Genomic DNA, 19930 nt, shown 5'->3' with positions numbered 1-19930 from the left:
CGTACCAGTGAGCACACGTGCGGGCATTGTTGTCACCGGTACCGAAGTGTTGACCGGACGAGTCCAAGATCGCAACGGGCCGTGGATCGCCGATCGGCTTCTGGAGCTGGGCGTCGAGCTCGCGCACATCACGATCTGCGGCGACCGCCCAGCCGACATCGAGGCGCAGCTGCGGTTCATGGCCGATCAAGGCGTGGACCTGATCATCACCAGCGGCGGACTGGGCCCGACGGCCGACGACATGACGGTCGCGATCGTGGCACAGTTCTGCGGGCGAGAGCTGGTGTTGGACGCCGAGCTGGAAGGCAAGATCGCCGCAATCCTCAAGTCGTTGATGGCCCGCATCGGCGGCGACTTCGACGCGGTGCGGGCGGCCAACCGCAAGCAGGCGATGGTTCCGGCCGGAGCGGTGGTGCTCGACCCGGTGGGAACAGCGCCGGGCGTCGTCGTTCCCGGCAAGCCGACGGTGGTGGTGCTGCCCGGCCCGCCGCGCGAGCTGCAGCCGATGTGGCGCACCGCGATGCAGACGCCGGCCGTCCAGGACGCGATTGCGGGGCGGACGGTGTATCGCCAGGAGATGCTACGGATGTTCGGCCTGCCGGAGTCCGGACTGGCCGAGAGCCTGCGCGACGCCGAGGAGCGCCTGCCCGGTTTCGGGTCGCTGGAGATCACCACCTGCCTGCGGCGCGGCGAAGTCGAAATGGTCACCCGCTACGAGCCCGACGCCGCCGGCGTGTATCAGCGGCTGGTGGAGCTGTTGCGCGAAAAGCATGGGGAGCACATCTTTTCCGAAGATGGCTCGTCCGTGGATGATCTGGTGGCCCAGCTGTTGAGTGGCCGTCGGATCGCGACCGCGGAGTCATGCACCGCCGGGCTGTTGGCGGCGCGGCTGACCGACCGGCCGGGTTCGTCGGACTACGTCGCGGGTGGGGTGGTGGCGTATGCCAACGAGGCGAAAACCGATGTGCTGGGCGTGGATTCGGCGTTAATCGAAGCCCACGGCGCGGTCTCCGAACCGGTGGCCGAGGCGATGGCCGCGGGCGCACTGCGCCGCTTCGGCGCTGACACTGCCGTCGCGATCACCGGAATCGCCGGTCCCGGCGGGGGAACCGAGGACAAGCCGGTCGGCACGGTGTGCTTCACAGTGGCGCTGGCGGATGGGCAGTCGCTGACCCGCACGCTCCGGTTGCCCGGTAACCGTGCCGACATTCGGGAGCGCTCGACGACGGTGGCGATGCACATGCTGCGCCGGGTGCTGAGCGGCGGCCCACCGAACTGAACCGAATGCGGCCCCCCATCGTGATGACTACATGTGCGCTCAACGTCGAGCAGATGCGCCTGGCCGTTTACACCGACGCAGTGTCCTCATAGGACCGCGGGCTCAGATTCAATCCGTCGAGCACCGCGGTCGAAGTACACCCCCGGCGACACCGCGACACCACCCTAAACATCGGCAACATCTGGAGGACGAAATGGCAACGTCACGCCGGACGCACCGCTCGGTAATTCATATGTCCCTATGCCGCGGCGGTTCCAGGAGAAATCGAGTAGCGGCCTACTCTATGCGCCCACCCAGCGGCACTGGACACTGACGACAGCTCAGTTCCAACGACGTTCGGGTGGATCGTGCCAAACCGTGATCGTCATCCAGTAGCGCTCCGCGCCGGCCTGGCAGGCCCGCCAGCTGCCCGCGCGCTACCCAACCTCGATAGGCGAGTGACCATGGTCGAACGAGGCACGCCGCCTTTAGATGCGGTCAAGCGGCGAGACGACCGCACTCCATTCCCAGCCTCACTTGGGGTTGGAAACTGTTGGGACGCTGTGGAACACGCGTCTAACCGCGCAGTCGCTTGATATGTAGCCCATAGGGGTCGGCGGAGTCGGGTGGGAAACATCATGGGGCTAGACGACAAGTCGCTTCCGCTGACACGGGGACAGCTAGACATCTGGCTTGCCCAGAAAACGGGCGCCTTCGGCGCGCAGTGGCAGCTGGGCGCGCTTTTGCGAATTGAGGGCACGGTAGAGCCTGGTTTAGTTGAGCGGGCGATTGTTCAGGCCGTACGCGAGGCCGAGCCACTTAGAGCCGCCTTTTTCGAGGTGGATGGCCGGGTTTTCCAAAAGCCGATTGACTACCCGGACATCGAGCTTGCCCGCTATGATCTGACCGGCTCGCAGAATCCTGCACAGGACGCCTATCGGCTGGCGTCATCGATTCAACGCACGTTAATGCCGCTTGACGGCCCGCTGTTCAAATTCGCCTTGTTGCAGTCACGTGTCGACGAATTTTATTTGTTCGCTTGCTGCCATCATATCGTGGTCGACGGAGTCGGCCTTGCCCTCGTTTGTCACCGGATCGCCGACATTTTTTCGGCAATGGCTTCGGGCGCGCCGATTCCGCCTGCCTTCTTTGGATCATTGAGTGATTTGATCAAGTGCGAGACAGAGTACGAAGCCTCCAGCGATTACCGCGACGATCGGGCCTACTGGACAAGGAACAGGCCCACGGAGAGCGAACCGCGTTATCGGTTGGGGCACAACCCCTCTGGCAGGCGTAATGAGCAGTTTGCGGCACCGGTTCAACTAGACCCATCCGCCGTTGCGGGGATCCACGTGTTGTCGCAGGCCCTCGGGGTGCGCCGAGCGTCGGTGATTACTGCGGCCTGCGCGCTCTTGGTGCGCGCATTCGACACCGAGAGTTCGGAGGTGGTACTCGATTTTCCGGTAAGCAGGCGTGTGCGTCCGGAAACACAGACGGTGCCCGGAATGATTTCGGGGTTCGTGCCGCTCGTGTTTAAAGCTCCGCCCGGATCGACGGTTGCTGGTTTTTGTGAGCTTGTCGACAGGAGAATACGGGAAGCGCTGCAGCATCAGCGGTTCCCGGTGCATGCCATTGATTATCAGGGGAGTCTCCGCGGCTCCGGGCAGGTGTCGAATCGGATAATTGTCAATTTCATTCCGGCTACACACATGGGATACTTTGCTGGTGCTGCGACGACGGGAACACTGACACATGCTGGTCCGGTCGAGTTTGGGCTGGTGTTTTTTAAGGATGGTGACCAGCTTTTTCTCAGCACCCAGGGCGATGGACAGTTCTTTGGAGATAGTGATGCCTGCGCTCTAGCAGAGCGGTTGGTGCGGGTGTTGGTGGCGATGGTTGCTGATCCGCGGCGGGTGTTGTCGTCGGTGGATGTGCTCGGGGAGTCCGAGTGTGCGCGTCTGGATGTGGTCGGTAATCGCCGTGTGTTGAGCCAACCCGGCGTGCCGGTGTCGATTCCGGGGTTGTTTGCCGCACAGGTGGCCAAGACACCCGAAGCGGTGGCGTTGCGCTGTGGTGGGCGGTCGTGGTCGTATCGCGAGCTTGATGAGGCCTCGAATCGGTTGGCGCACTTGTTGTCTGCACGCGGGGCGCGCAGCGGGCAATGTGTGGCGGTGCTGGTGCGGCGTTGCGCCGAGGCGATCGTGGCGATCCTGGCGGTGCTCAAAACCGGCGCGGCCTACCTGCCCATCGACGCGACCCTGCCGGCGGCGCGTCGGGCGTTCATGCTCACCGATGCCGCACCGATCGCCGCGATCACCCACGCCGGACTAGGCGCAGAACTCGACCAAAGCGAGCTTGCCGTCATCGATCTCGACGATCCAGCCATCACGACCCAACCCAACACCGCATTGCCGGAACCCGACCCCGAAGACATCGCGTATCTGATTTACACCTCGGGCACCACCGGGGTGCCCAAGGCAGTGGCGATCACCCACCACAACGTGACCCAACTGTTGGCCTGCTTAGACGCCGGCCTGCCCGCGACGGGCATTTGGGCGCTGTGTCATTCGTTGGCCTTCGACGTCTCGGTATGGGAAATCTTCGGGGCCCTGCTGCGCGGCGGGCGCCTAGTGGTGATGCCCGAACCGCTCGACGACGCACAACAACTACACCACCTGCTGGCCGCCGAACAGGTCAACGTGCTGACCCAAACCCCCACAGCGATAGGCCTGCTCTCACCCCACGCCCTGCAGTCCACCACGCTGGTGATGGCCGGAGAACCCTGCCCCATCGACGTGGCCAACCGATGGGCACCCGGACGAGTGATGCTCAACGCCTACGGCCCCACCGAAACCACCATGTGCGTGGCCATCAGCACCCCACTGGCACCCGGGGCCGCGGTGGTGCCATCGGCGCCCGGTGCCCGGGGCAGCACTATTCGTGCTGGATCCGTGGCTGCGCCCGGTGCCCGCCGGAGTGCTCGGCGAACTCTACGTGGCCGGCCGTGGCGTCGGCATCGGCTATCTGCGCCGCGCAGCGCTGACCGCATCACGCTTTGTGGCCTGCCCGTTCGGCACACCCGGACAACGCATGTATCGCACCGGAGACCTCGCCCGCTGGGCCCCCGACACACAACTGCACTACCTGGGCCGCGCCGACCAACAAGTCAAAATCCGCGGCTACCGCATCGAACTCGGCGAAATCCAAACCGCCCTAAACGCTTTGGACGGCGTCGAACAAGCCGCAATCACCACCCACGAAGACCACCTCGGCAACAAACGCCTCACCGCCTACATCACCGGAACCGCCGACCCCACCGCCGCGCGAACCGCACTAACCGACCGACTACCCACCTACATGATCCCCACCACCATCACCACACTCGACGCACTACCACTAACCCCCAACGGCAAACTCGACACCCACGCCCTCCCCACACCGGGGGCCCAAGATGTTGATCGTTACCGCCCGCCGAACACCGCGGTTGAGGAGATCCTGGTAGGTATCTACGCCGACGTGCTCGGTGTGGAGTGCGTCGGGGTCGATGACTCATTCTTCGATCTAGGTGGGGATTCGCTGCTGGCGATGCGCCTGTTTGCGGCGATCAACACCACGCTGGATGCCGATCTGTCGATACCCATCTTGTTCGCGGCGCCCACGGTTGCCCAGTTGGCGGGCCATATCGGTGTGGGATCACGTCGGCTTGAGCCCTTGGCGGCAGTGGAACGGCCCGCGGTGGTGCCGTTGTCGTATGCCCAGCAGCGGTTGTGGTTCATCCACCAGTTGCAGGGGCCGTCGCCGGTTTACAACATGGCGACCGCATTGCAGTTAAGCGGCGCACTTGATGTCGAGGCGATGGGTGCGGCGCTGGCCGACGTGGTAGCGCGACATGAAAGCCTGCGCACGCTATTTGTGGCGCCGCGGGGCATCCCCCAGCAGCTGGTGGTGCCACCCGAATCGGCCGAATTCGGTTGGGCCATCGTTGATGCCGGCGGCTGGCCGGCGGATCGGCTGCAGAAAGCCATCGGCGCGGCAGCGCGTCACAGTTTTGACCTGGCGACTGAGATCCCAATGCGGGCAGTACTTTTCCGGGTCGCCGATGACAATCATGTGCTGGTCGCCGCGGTGCACCACATCGCCGCCGACGGCTGGTCGATCGCGCCGTTGATGGCCGATCTAGGGGTGGCGTACGCCAGCCGGTGTGCCGGACGGGCTCCCGACTGGGAGCCGTTGCCGGTGCAGTATGTCGATTACACGTTGTGGCAGCGCGCCCAGTTGGGCGACTTGGCCGACTGCGACAGCCCCATCGCCGCGCAATGGGCTTATTGGGAGCGGGCGCTGGCCGGGATGCCCGAGCGACTCCACCTGCCCACGGATCGGCCTTACCCGCCGGTGGCCGATCAGCGGGGCGCCACTGTGGTCGTGGACTGGCCGGCGGAGTTGCAGCAGCAGGTGGCGCGGGTGGCCCGCGAGCACAACGCAACCAGCTTCATGATCATTCAGGCCGCCCTGGCGGTGCTGCTATCGAAGGTCAGCGCCAGCACCGAGGTGGCCGTCGGGTTCCCGATCGCCGGGCGCCGCGATCCCGCGCTGGACAAGTTGGTCGGTTTTTTCGTTAACACCTTGGTACTGCGGGTCAATCTGGCTGGCGACCCCACCGTCGCCGAACTGTTGAGCCAGGTGCGCGAGCGCAGCCTGGCCGCCTACGAGCACCAGGACGTGCCGTTCGAAGTGCTTGTGGAACGGCTCAACCCGTCTAGGTCGTTGGCTCACCACCCGTTGGTCCAGGTGCTTGTGGGCTGGCAGTTCGACGGCAACAGTGATCCCGCGGCGAAGCTGGTTTTGGGGGACCTCCAAATCACGTCGTTGCCAGTCGATACCCAGTCTGCCCGTATGGATTTGGCGTTTGCGTTGGCCGAACGCTTCACCGATGACGGCGAGCCTGCCGGGATCGGTGGAAGGGTGGAGTTTCGCACGGATGTCTTCGACGCGGACAGCATCGAGGCGCTGATCGAGCGGTTGGCACGGGTATTGGTGGCGATGACCGCCGACACGGCGCGGCCGTTGTCGTCGTTGGATGTGCTAGACGAGGCCGAACATGCCCGCCTGGATGAGATCGGTAACCGCGTTGCGCTGACCAAACCCTCCACGCCGGTGTCGATTCCGGTCCTCTTCGCCGAACAGGTGAGGCGCACCCCGGAGGCCGCGGCGGTGACCTTCGACGGCCGCTGCCTGACCTATCGCGAGCTTGATGAGGCGTCTAACCGGTTGGCGCACTTGTTGATTGCTCAGGGCGTCGCTCCCGGCGCGTTTGTGGCGCTGCTATTGGAGCGATCCGCCGGGGCGATCGTGGCGATGCTGGCGGTGTTGAAGGCCGGGGCGGCCTACCTGGCGATCGACCCGGCGCTGCCGGCGGCGCGGATCCGCTTCATGGTGGAGGATGCTGCACCAATCGCAGTTGTCACCACCGCCGATCTCACCGACCGGCTGGATGGGTACGCCCCGCTTGTCATTGATGTCGAAGATCCTCTGGTCGACAGGTGCCCGGCCACCAGCTTGCCGGCACCGGCCCCCGACGATATCGCGTACATCATCTACACCTCGGGCACCACCGGTGCCCCGAAGGCGGTGGCGATCAGCCACCACAACTTGACCCACCTGGCGGACTCAATGCCGACCTGCCTGCCGACGGCACAGGTGTGGACGCAGTGCCATTCCTACGCATTCGACTTCTCGGTGTGGGAGATCTGGGCTGCGCTGTTGGCTGGCGGACAGCTGGTCGTGGTTCCCGAGTCGGTGGTCGGCGCCCCAGAAGAGTTCCACGAGGTGCTGGTCAGCGAGCGAGTCACCGTGCTCACCCAGACTCCGTCGGCGGTGGCGGCGTTGTCGCCGGATGGTTTGGATTCGGTGACATTGCTGCTCGGGGGTGAGGCCTGCCCGGTTGACGTGGTGGATCGGTGGGCGCCCGGGCGGGTTGTGATCAACGCCTACGGTCCAACCGAGGCCACGGTGTATGCGTCGATGAGTGCACTGTCGCCCTTCGGATCGGGCGTGGTGCCGATCGGTGCACCGGTGCCGACCGCGGCATTGTTTGTGCTGGATCAATGGTTGCGGCCCGTGCCAGTCGGGGTGATCGGTGAGCTGTATGTGGCCGGTCGCGGTGTGGGCGTTGGGTATGTGCGGCGCTGCGGGTTGACTGCGTCGCGGTTTGTGGCGTGCCCATTCGGGGATGCTGGGGCGCGCATGTATCGCACCGGGGATTTGGTGCGGTGGGGTGGCGATGGGCAGCTGCAGTATCTGGGCCGCGCCGATGAGCAGGTCAAGATCCGCGGCTATCGCATCGAACTTGGTGAGGTGCAGACCGCTCTAACCGGAGTGGAGGGGGTAGAGCAGGCGGCGGTGATCGCCCGCGAGGACCGCCCCGGCGACAAGCGCCTGGTGGGTTATGTCACCGGCACCGCAGACCCGACCGAAATACGCGCGCAACTGGCCGAGCGGCTACCGCCGTATATGGTGCCCGCCGCGGTGGTGGTGATGGATGCGCTGCCGTTGACAGTTAACGGCAAGTTGGACAAACGGGCTCTGCCGGCACCCGAATACACCCAGTTCGAGCGTTACCGCGCCCCGGGCAGTGCAATCGAGGAGGTGCTGGCCGGCATCTACGCGCAAGTGCTCGGTGTGGATCGGGTCGGAGTGGACGACTCGTTTTTCGATCTGGGTGGCGACAGCATCCTGTCGATGCAAGTTGTGGCCTTGGCTCGGGCGGCCGGCCTGGTGTGTCGGCCGCGCGATGTGTTCGTCGAGCAGACCGTGGCCCGGCTGGCCCGGGTGACGCTGGTGGCCGAGGGCGCGGCGGGGGTGGTCGATAAGGGCACCGGGCCGGTGATCGCAACCCCGATCATGCGCTGGCTGGCAAACGTGGACGGTCCGGTCGACGAGTTCAACCAGACGGTGGTGGTGTCGGCTCCTGCGGGGGTGTCCGAGGCCGATGTGGTGGTCCTGTTGCAGGCGTTGCTGGATCGGCATGCGATGTTGCGGGTGCGTGCCGGCATTGACGGCGCCGGAGGGTGGTCACTGCAGGTGCCCGAGGCCGGCTCGGCCGACGCCAGCGCGTGTCTACAGACGATCGACATGCTGTCCGACGACGCGCTGGTGGCGGCCCGGTCGCGGCTGAACCCGCTCGCCGGGATGATGCTGAGCGCGCTGTGGGTCACCTCGGCCAGTCAGCTGGTGTTGATCGTTCACCACCTGGCCGTCGACGGGGTTTCGTGGCGAATCCTATTGGAAGACTTGAACATCGCCTGGGCCCAGCATCACAACGGACACCCGGTGACGTTACCGGCGGGCGGGACGTCGTTTGCCCGGTGGGCCTCACTGCTGGCCGAGCATGCGCACGCCCCGGGGGTGGTAGGGCAGGCCGATGCGTGGAAGCAGGTGGCGGCAGCCCCGGCCGCGCTGCCCGCCGTGCAACCCGGGCGGGATACGTATGCCAGCGCCGCGCATCTGTCGGTGAAGCTCGATGTGGAGACCACCCGGCTTCTGCTCGGCGAGGTGCCCGCGGCATTTCACGCCGGCATTCATGAGGTCTTGTTGATCGCGTTCGGATTGGCGGTAACGGAATTTTTGGGCAACGGCGCGACGCCGATCGGCGTCGACGTCGAGGGCCACGGCCGGTTCGAGGAGCTGGCCGCCGACCTAGATCTGTCGCGCACGGTGGGCTGGTTCACCACCAAGTACCCGGTGTCGTTGGCCGTCGGTGGACTGTCCTGGGCGCAGGTGACCACCGGCGCAACGCCCCTGGGGCGGGTCATCAAAACCGCCAAAGAACAGCTTCGCGCCCTGCCCAATCCGCTGAGCTACGGTCTGCTGCGCTATTTGAACCCCGACGTGGACCTGCCCGAGTCCGACCCGCCGATCGGATTCAACTACCTGGGGCGGCTGGGCGCGGCCTCCGAGCTCTCTGACCAGCTGTGGCGGGTCAGCCCAGACGGCTTGTCGCCGACCGCCGCCACCGCGGTGCCCATAGCCTTGGCGCACACCGTGGAGCTCAATGCCGTCACGGTGGACACCGAGATCGGCCCGCAGCTGCACGCCAACTGGACGTGGGCACCCTCGGCGCTGGATCGCGCGCAGGTCAGCAGGTTGAGCCGGTTGTGGTTTGACGTCTTGGGCGGTGTCTGCGCGCATGTCCGGCACGGTGGCGGCGGGTTGACGCCCTCGGATATCGCGCCGGCCCGTCTGAGCCAGGATCAGATCGACGAGCTGGACCAGCGGCATCACGTCGCCGATATTTTGCCGTTGACTCCCCTGCAGCAGGGCCTGCTCTTTCACGCAGGCACCGCGCGCGGCAGCCACGACGATGTGTATGCCTTGCAGCTGGATCTCTCATTAAGCGGCCGTCTCGACGCCCGTCGGCTGCGCGATGCGGTGCACACGGTGGTCGATCGCCACCCTCACCTGGCGGCACGATTCTGCCGAGAATTCGACGAGCCGGTGCAGATCATCCCGGCCGATCCCGCACCGGGGTGGACGTATGTCGAGCTGGAAGCCGACGGCGCCGATGTCGGGGAGAAAATCGAGCAAATTTGCGCCGCCGAACGTGGCGCGGTCTGTGATCTGGCCGACGGGCCGGGGTTTCGGGTGGCGTTGATCCGCATCGCAGAGGAGCGGCACCGGCTGGTGCTGACCAACCACCACATTGTGCTCGATGGCTGGTCGCTGCCGATCCTGCTGGGGGAGATATTCGCCAGCTATTACGGGCAGCGCCTACCCGCACCGGTCTCGTATCGCAGGTTTATCACCTGGCTGGCCGACCGAGACCTTCGTGCCGCCCACGCGGCTTGGCGGGAGGTGCTCGCCGGATTCGATACCCCCACCCTGGTCGCCCCCGCGCAGCGGTTAGGGCTGGGGCCGCGAAGCGTCAGATCTTTTCAGCTGCCTGAGGAAACCACGCGGGCCGTTAGCGAGCTGGCCCGGTCATCTCACACCACAGTCAGCACTGTGCTGCACGGCGCCTTCGCGCAGCTGCTGATGTGGCTGACCGGCCAGCATGATGTCGCCTTCGGCACGGTTGTTTCCGGGAGGCCAGCCGAGTTGGCCGGCGCGGAATCGATGGTGGGCCTTCTGATTAACACGATCCCGGTGCGGGCGAAAATCACGCCGGCCACCACCAGCGCAGACCTGCTGGACCAGCTGCAGCGCGCGCACAACGACACCATTGACCACCAGCATTTGGCGCTCAGCGAGATCCACCGGATCACCGGTCACGGACAGCTGTTCGACACCTTGTTCGTGTACGAGAACTACCCGATCGACACCGCAGCATTGGTGGCTGACCACGAGTTGGCCATCACCGATTTCACCGGCCGCGAATACAACCACTACCCCCTCACGGTGCAAGCCACGCCGGGCAGCGAACTGGGCCTTCGCGTCGAATACGACACCGACGTTTTCGAAGCGGAAACCATCGAACTGCTCATCGAGTGGTTGCTGCGGGTGGTGGCGGCCATGACCGCGGACCCGGCCCGGCGGGTGTCGTCGCTAGATCTGCTCAATCAGCATGAGCACGCCCGGTTGGATGAGATCGGCAACCGCGCAGTGTTGAGTCGGGTCGCAACCGATGCGGTATCGATTCCGGTGTTGTTCGCCGCCCAGGTGGCCCGCATCCCGGAGGCGGCGGCAGTGATCTTCGGCGGCCGCTCCATGACCTATCGGGAGCTCGACGACGCCGCCAACCGCTTGGCGCACTTGCTGGCCGGCCACGGTGTGGGCCCCGGTGAGTGTGTGGCGGTGCTGCTGGAGCGGTCGGCTGAGGCGATCGTCGCCATCCTGGCAGTCCTCAAGGCCGGGGCGGCCTATCTGCCGATCGACCCGACGGTACCGGCGGCCCGGATCAGGTTCCTACTGGCCGACGCCGCGCCGATCGCCGCGATCACCACCGCTGGCCTGGCCGGACGACTAGACGGCCATGACGTGGTGATCATCGCGGTCGACGACCCCGCTGTTGGCACCCAACCCGGTACGGCACCGTCGGCGCCGCGCCCCGACGACATCGCCTACCTGATCTACACCTCCGGCACCACCGGCACCCCCAAAGGCGTTGCCATCACTCACCACAACGTGACCCAGCTGGTGGAATCACTGGATGCTGGCCTCCCGGCGGGAGAGGTGTGGAGCCAGTGTCATTCCTATGCGTTCGACGTCTCGGTGTGGGAGATCTGGATGGCGCTGCTGCGTGGTGGGCGCCTGGTGGTGGTGCCCGAGTCGGTGACCCGCTCACCGGATGACTTCCACGACGTGCTGGTCGGCGAATCGGTCCGCGTGCTCACCGAGACCCCGTCAGCGGCGGCGGCGCTCTCGACTGATGATTTGGATTCGCTCACATTGGTGATGGCGGGTGAGGCATGCCCAACCCAGGTGGTGGATCGGTGGGCGCGCGGGCGGGTGATGCTCAACGCCTACGGCCCGACCGAGACCACGATGTGCGTGGCGGTTAGTGCGCCATTGGTAGCTGGGTCGGGGGTAGTGCCGATCGGTAGACCGGTACCCACCGCGGCATTGTTTGTGCTGGATCAGTGGTTGCGGCCGGTACCTGCCGGGATCGTCGGCGAGCTGTACGTGGCCGGTCTCGGCCTCGGGATCGGGTATGTGCGCCGCGCGGCGTTGACCGCATCGCGATTTGTCGCGTGCCCGTTTGGGGCGCCCGGACAACGCATGTACCGCACCGGGGATCTGGTGCGCTGGGGCCCCGACGGGCAGTTGCAGTACCTCGGCCGCGCCGATGAGCAGGTCAAGATCCGCGGCTATCGCATCGAACTCGGCGAGGTTCAGGCCGCACTCAGTGGGTTCGACGGCGTCGAACAGGCCGCGGTCGTCGCCCGCGAAGACCATCTGGGCAACAAACGCCTCATCGGCTACATCACCGGAACCGCCGACCCCGGCGCCGCGCGAACCGCACTGGCCGATCGGCTGCCCGCATACATGATCCCCGCCGCGGTGGTCGCACTCGACGCACTACCACTAACCCCCAACGGCAAACTCGACACCCGCGCCCTGCCCGCACCCGACTACACCGCCACCGCCGGTGTGTATCGCGCGCCAAGCAGCGCCATCGAGGAGGTCCTGGCCGACATCTACGCCCAGGTGCTCGGTATGGATCGGGTCGGCGTCGACGACTCCTTCTTCGATCTAGGTGGCGACAGCATTTCGGCGATGCGCCTGATCTCGGCGATCAACGCCGCACTGAACGCCGATCTTTCGGTGCGCGCCGTGTTCGAGGCGCCCACGGTTGCCCGGTTGTCGGGCCGTATCGGTGTGGGATCACGTCGGCTGCCGCCGTTGCTGGCGGTGGAGCGGCCCGCGGTGGTGCCGTTGTCGTATGCCCAGCAGCGGTTGTGGTTCATCGATGAGTTACTGGGGCCGTCGCCGGTTTACAACATGGCGACCGCGTTGCAGTTAAGTGGCGCACTTGATGTCGAGGCGCTGGGTGCGGCGCTGGTCGATGTGGTTGGGCGTCATGAAAGCCTGCGCACGCTGTTTGCGTCGCCCGGGGGTATACCCCAGCAGCTGGTGGTGCCGCCCGAGCGGGCCGAATTCGGTTGGGCCATCGTCGATGCCGGCGGCTGGCCAGAAGCCCGGCTGCAAGAGGCCATCGGCGCGGCGGCACGTCACAGCTTCGATTTGGCCACCGAAATCCCCTTGCGTGCAACACTTTTCCGGCTCGCCGATGACGAACATGTGCTGGTGACGGTGATGCACCATATCGCCGCCGACGGCTGGTCGATCACCCCGTTGGTTGCTGACCTGGGCGTGGCGTATGCCAGCCGGTGTGCCGGACGGGCTCCCGCCTGGGAGCCCCTGCGGGTGCAGTATGCCGACTACGCACTGTGGCAGCGGGCACTGCTGGGCGACCTGGCCGACGACGACAGCCCCATCGCCGCGCAGCTGGCCTACTGGGAGCAGGCGCTGGCCGGGATGCCCGAGCGACTCCAACTGCCCACCGATCGGCCCTATCCGGCGGTGGCCGATCACCGCGGCTCAAGTGTGGCCGTGGACTGGCCGGCCGAGTTGCAGCAGCGGGTGGCGCGGGTGGCCCGCGAGCACAACGCGACCAGCTTCATGGTGATCCAGGCGGCGTTGGCGCTGCTGCTGTCCAAACTCAGCGCCAGCTCCGATGTGGCGGTGGGGTTCGCCATCGCCGGGCGCGGTGATCCCGCGCTGGATGGGCTGGTGGGGTTTTTCGTCAACACCTTGGTACTGCGAATTGAGCTGGCCGGCGATCCCACTGTCGCCGAGTTGCTGGACCAGGTGCGGCAGCGCAGCCTTGCCGCGTACGAGCACCAGGATGTGCCCTTTGAGGTGCTGGTGGAGAAGCTCAACCCTGCCCGAAGCCTGGCCCATCACCCCCTGTTCCAGGTGGCGCTGACATGGCAGAACTGGCACGACAATGACCCCGCCGCTGGGCTGGAGCTGGGTGATCTGCGCGTCGCGTCGATGCCGGTGCCAAGCCAGAACGCCCGCTGGGATTTGGCGTTCTCGTTGGCCGAACGTTGGACCGAGGCCGGTGAACCCGACGGGATTAGCGGCATGGTGGAGTTCCGCACCGACGTGTTCGACGCCGCAAGTATCGAGACACTGATCGAGCGGTTGGTGCGGGTGTTGGTGGCGATGGTTGCTGATCCGCGGCGGGTGTTGTCGTCGGTGGATGTGCTCGGGGAGTCCGAGTGTGCGCGTCTGGATGTGGTCGGTAATCGCCGTGTGTTGAGCCAACCCGCGGTGTCGGTGTCGATTCCGGGGTTGTTTGCCGCACAGGTGGCCAAGACACCCGAAGCGGTGGCGTTGCGCTGTGGTGGGCGGTCGTGGTCGTATCGCGAGCTTGATGAGGCCTCGAATCGGTTGGCGCACTTGTTGTCTGCACGCGGGGCGCGCAGCGGGCAATGTGTGGCGGTGCTGGTGCGGCGTTGCGCCGAGGCGATCGTGGCGATCCTGGCGGTGCTCAAAACCGGCGCGGCCTACCTGCCCATCGACGCGACCCTGCCGGCGGCGCGTCGGGCGTTCATGCTCACCGATGCCGCACCGATCGCCGCGATCACCCACGCCGGACTAGGCGCAGAACTCGACCAAAGCGAGCTTGCCGTCATCGATCTCGACGATCCAGCCATCACGACCCAACCCAACACCGCATTGCCGGAACCCGACCCCGAAGACATCGCGTATCTGATTTACACCTCGGGCACCACCGGGGTGCCCAAGGCAGTGGCGATCACCCACCACAACGTGACCCAACTGTTGGCCTGCTTAGACGCCGGCCTGCCCGCGACGGGCATTTGGGCGCTGTGTCATTCGTTGGCCTTCGACGTCTCGGTATGGGAAATCTTCGGGGCCCTGCTGCGCGGCGGGCGCCTAGTGGTGATGCCCGAACCGCTCGACGACGCACAACAACTACACCACCTGCTGGCCGCCGAACAGGTCAACGTGCTGACCCAAACCCCCACAGCGATAGGCCTGCTCTCACCCCACGCCCTGCAGTCCACCACGCTGGTGATGGCCGGAGAACCCTGCCCCATCGACGTGGCCAACCGATGGGCACCCGGACGAGTGATGCTCAACGCCTACGGCCCCACCGAAACCACCATGTGCGTGGCCATCAGCACCCCACTGGCACCCGGGGCCGCGGTGGTGCCCATCGGCGCCCCGGTGCCCGGGGCAGCACTATTCGTGCTGGATCCGTGGCTGCGCCCGGTGCCCGCCGGAGTGCTCGGCGAACTCTACGTGGCCGGCCGTGGCGTCGGCATCGGCTATCTGCGCCGCGCAGCGCTGACCGCATCACGCTTTGTGGCCTGCCCGTTCGGCACACCCGGACAACGCATGTATCGCACCGGAGACCTCGCCCGCTGGGCCCCCGACACACAACTGCACTACCTGGGCCGCGCCGACCAACAAGTCAAAATCCGCGGCTACCGCATCGAACTCGGCGAAATCCAAACCGCCCTAAACGCTTTGGACGGCGTCGAACAAGCCGCAATCACCACCCACGAAGACCACCTCGGCAACAAACGCCTCACCGCCTACATCACCGGAACCGCCGACCCCACCGCCGCGCGAACCGCACTAACCGACCGACTACCCACCTACATGATCCCCACCACCATCACCACACTCGACGCACTACCACTAACCCCCAACGGCAAACTCGACACCCACGCCCTCCCCACACCCGACTACACCGCTACCGCCGGTGCATATCGGGCGCCAAGCACCGCCATCGAGGAGATCCTGGCCGACATCTACGCCCAGGTGCTCGGTATGGATCGGGTCGGGGTCGACGACTCCTTCTTCGATCTAGGTGGCGACAGCATTTTGTCGATGCAGGTGGTAGCCCGTGCCCGGGCAGCTGGCGTGCACTGTCGGCCGCGCGATGTGTTCGTCGAGCAGACCGTGGCCGGGCTGGCCCGGGTGGCGGTCGTGGCCGAGGCCCCGTCCGGCGTGGTCGATGAGGGCATCGGGCTGGTCATCGCGACCCCGATCATGCGCTGGCTGGCAAGCGTGGACGGCCCCGTCGATGAGTTCAACCAGACGATGGTGGTGTCGGCCCCGGCAGGGGTGAGCGAGGCCGACGTCGTGGTCATGTTGCAGGCCCTCTTGGATCGACATGCCATGTTGCGGGTACGCGTCGACCACGACGCCGCCGGGGAATGGTCACTCCACGTGCCCGAGGCCGGCTCGGTCGATGCACGCGGCTGCCTGCACGTGATGAGCGTGCTCTCTGATGAGGCTGTAGTGGCTGCCCGGTCGCGGCTGAATCCGAGCGCCGGGTTGATGCTGAGCGCGCTGTGGGTCACCTCGGCGAGTCAGCTGGTGTTGATCATTCACCACCTGGCCGTCGACGGGGTTTCGTGGCGAATCCTGTTGGAGGACTTGAACATCGCCTGGGCCCAGCACCGCAGCGGACACCCGGTAGAGCTGCCCGCGGGCGGAACGTCGTTTGCCCGATGGGCGTCGCTATTGGCTGAGCATGCGCACGCCCCGGGGGTGGTAGCGCAGGCCGATGCCTGGAAGCAGGTGGCGGCGGTCCCCGCAGTGCTGCCAGCGGTGCAGCCCGAGCGGGATACCTATGCCAATGCCGCGCATCTATCGGTGAAGCTCGATATGGAGACCACCCGGCTGCTGCTGGGTGAGGTGCCCGCGGCATTTCATGCGGGGGTCGACGAGGTCTTGTTGATCGCATTCGCGCTGGCGTGGTCGGAATTTTTGGCCAATGGCGCGACGCCGATCGGCGTCGACGTCGAGGGCCACGGCCGGTTCGAAGAGCTGGCTTCCGATCTGGACCTGTCGCGCACGGTGGGGTGGTTCACCACCAAGTACCCGGTGTCGTTGGCCCTCGGTGGACTGTCCTGGGCGCAGGTGGTCGCCGGTGAGGCGGTCCTGGGAGAACTGATCAAGGACGGCAAGGAGCAGCTTCGTGCCCTGCCCGATCCGCTCACCTACGGTCTGCTGCGCTACCTCAACCCCGAGGTCGATCTCGTCGAATCGGATCCGTCGATCGGGTTCAACTACTTGGGACGGCTGAGCGCGGCCGCGGCCGAGGCTACCGAGGTCATGTGGCGCGTCAGCCCGGACGGCTTGTCCGTCGCCGCCGCCGCAGCGGCGGTACCGACGCCCTTGGCCCACACCGTGGAGCTCAACGCCGGCACCATCGACACGGATTCCGGTCCGCAGCTGCACGCCAACTGGACATGGGCGCCCACCGCCTTAGATCGAACGGACGTTAGTCGGCTCGGCCAGCTATGGTTTGACGCCCTGACTGGCATCTGCGCCCACGTCCAAAGCGGTGGAGGAGGGTTAACGCCCTCCGATATCGCTGTCTCTCTTAGCCAGCAACAGATCGACGAGCTGCAGCGCCAATATGCGGATCGCTGACGTACTGCCGCTGACGCCCCTGCAGCAGGGGCTGCTCTTTCATGCCAGCACCGCGCAGGCAAGCGACGACGTGTATGCGGTGCAGCTGGCTATCTCGGTGACAGGTCCGCTCGACCCGCATCGGCTGCGCAACGCACTGCAGACGGTGATCGGTCGTCATCCCCACCTGGCGGCCCGTTTCTACGAACGGTTCGACGAGCCCGTGCAACTCATTCCGGCCGATCCAGCGCCCGGGTGGCGGTGTGTCGAGCTGGGACCCGGGGACGCCGACATCGATGAGCGCATCGAGCAGCTGTGCGCCGAGGAGCGTGCGGCAGTCAGGGATCTGACCGACCGGCCGGCGTTTCGGGCGGCCCTGATCCGCACCGCACCGGATCGGCACCGGCTTGTTTTGACCAACCATCACATCGTTATGGATGGCTGGTCGCTGCCGATCCTCGTGCGAGAAATATTCGCCAGCTATTACGGGCAGCGACTGCCCGCACCCCCGCGGTATCGCAGCTTCGTTACCTGGCTGACTGGTCGGGATCGCATGGCCGCACAGGCGGCGTGGGGTGAGGTCCTGGCCGGTTTTGACGCCCCGACCCTCGTGGGCCCGCCGGACCGGATGAGGCTGGGACCCCGACTCGTGGAATCATTTTGTGTGCCAGAGGATCTCACGCAGGCGCTTCGCGAGTTGGCCCGCTCACACCGCACGACCGTAAACATCGTGCTGCAGTGCGCCTACGCGCAACTGCTGATGTGGCTGACCGGTCAACATGACGTCGCATTCGGCGCCGTGGTCTCGATTAGGCCTGCCGACGTAGTCGGCGCGGAATCGATGGTGGGGCTGTTCATCAATACGGTGCCGGTGCGGGCGAAGATCACGCCGACAACCACCACCGCAGACCTCGTCGCCCAGCTGCAAAGCGCCCACAACGACACCCTTGAGTACCAACACGTCGCGCTCAGCGAGATTCACCGAATCACCGGTCAGGACAAACTGTTCGACACCTTGTTCGTCTACGAAAATTATCCGATCGACGCCGCGGCGGTGTCGGGCGCCCACGAATTGTCCATCAGCGAGGTCACCACCCGCGAGCACAACCACTACCCGCTGACCGTGCAAGCCCAGCCGGGCCGCGAACTGGGCCTTCGGATCGAATACGACGGCGAGGTGTTCACCGCGGCGGGCATCGAGGCGCTCGTCGACCGGTTACAGCGGGTGCTGGTGGCGATGACCGCCGACCCGTCACGGCGGCTCTCATCGGTCGATCTGCTCGATGAGGCTGAGCACGCCCAACTGGATGAGCTCGGCAACCGCGCGGCGTTGACTGGGTCCACCCTCCCCGCGAACTCGGTCCCGGTGTTGTTCGCCGCGCAGGTCGCCAAGACCCCGGACGCGATAGCGATCAGCTGCGGTGAGCGTTCGTGGACCTACCGCGACGTTGACGAGGCTGCGAACCGGTTGGCGCAACTGCTGACTGCCCGGTGTGAATGCCCGGGACGGTGTGTGGCGCTGCTGTTGGAGCGTTCGGCTGAGGCGATCGTGGCAATGTTGGCGGCGCTCAAGGCCGGTGCGGCCTACCTGGCGATCGACCCGGCGCTGCCGGCGGCCCGGATCGGGTTCATGATGGCCGATGCCGCCCCGATCGCGGCGATCACAACAGCCGATCTGGCCGACCGGCTCGACGCGCAGGATTTACTGGTCATCGATATCGACGACCCCGCGATCCGCAACTATCCGTGCACAGCGTTGCCGGCCCCCGCGGCTGACCACGTTGCCTACATCATCTACACCTCGGGCACTACCGGGGCGCCCAAGGGGGTGGCGGTCAGTCACCGCAACCTCACCCACGTGGCGGAGACGCTGCCTGTACAGCTGCCGGCAGCGCAAGTGTGGACACAGTGCCATTCGTATGCGTTCGACTTTTCGGTGTGGGAGATCTGGGCAGCGCTGCTAAGTGGTGGGCGGCTGGTGGTGGTGCCCGAATCGGTGGCGGGTTCACCGGAAGACTTGCGCGACTTGCTGATTGCTGAACAGATCAGCGTGCTGACCCAGACCCCGTCGGCGGTCGCTGCGCTGCCTCCGGATGGTCTGGAGTCGGTGGCGTTGCTGCTTGGGGGAGAGGCGTGCCCGGCGGAGGTGGTGGATCGGTGGGCACCGGGGCGGGTGGTGATCAACGCTTACGGCCCGACGGAGGCCACGGTGTATGCGGCGATGAGTGCGCCGCTGACCGCGGGGACCGGGGTGCCGCCGATTGGTGCGCCGGTTTCGACCGCGGCATTGTTTGTGCTGGATGGGTGGTTGCACTCAGTCCCCGTGGGGATGATCGGTGAGTTGTATGTGGCCGGTCGCGGGGTGGGAGTTGGCTATGTGCACCGGGCCGCATTGACCGGGTCGCGGTTTGTGGCGTGCCCGTTCGGGGCGCCGGGGCAACGCATGTATCGCACCGGGGATTTGGTGCGTTGGCGCGCAGACGGTCAGCTGGATTATCTGGGCCGCGCCGACGAGCAGGTCAAGATCCGCGGCTATCGCATCGAGCTGGGTGAAATCCAGGCGGTATTAAGCAGTTTGGACGGAGTCGAGCAGGCGGTGGTGATCGCCCGCGAGGACCGCCCGGGTGATAAACGCCTGGTCGGCTATGTCACCGGGACAGCGGATCCGACGGGCATCCGCGAAAAACTGGCCGAGCGGTTGCCCGCCTACATGGTGCCCGCAGCCGTGGTGGTGTTGGATGCGCTGCCGTTGACTGTCAGCGGCAAGCTCGACAC

1 protein-coding gene and 1 pseudogene (1 of these 2 running past the window's edge) are annotated in these 19930 nt (G+C 65.9%); both read left to right on the top strand.

Annotation, left to right across the window (positions count from 1 at the left end; all coding sequences use genetic code 11):
• The first annotated feature begins 7 nt into the window (after positions 1-7).
• Entirely contained in the window at positions 8-1279 is a 1272-nt protein-coding gene (locus tag G6N47_RS19315) for a competence/damage-inducible protein A (RefSeq protein ID WP_083132052.1), read from the top strand.
• Between the two features lie 617 nt (positions 1280-1896).
• A pseudogene (locus tag G6N47_RS30200) lies at positions 1897-19930 on the top strand (non-ribosomal peptide synthase/polyketide synthase) (its annotated part continues 18114 nt past the right edge of the window); the annotation flags it as partial.

It is taken from the genome of Mycobacterium branderi, assembly GCF_010728725.1.
Classification (GTDB): domain Bacteria; phylum Actinomycetota; class Actinomycetes; order Mycobacteriales; family Mycobacteriaceae; genus Mycobacterium; species Mycobacterium branderi.
The sequence above is the reverse complement of the archived record's forward strand: the minus strand, read 5'-3'. Positions and strand labels throughout refer to the sequence as shown.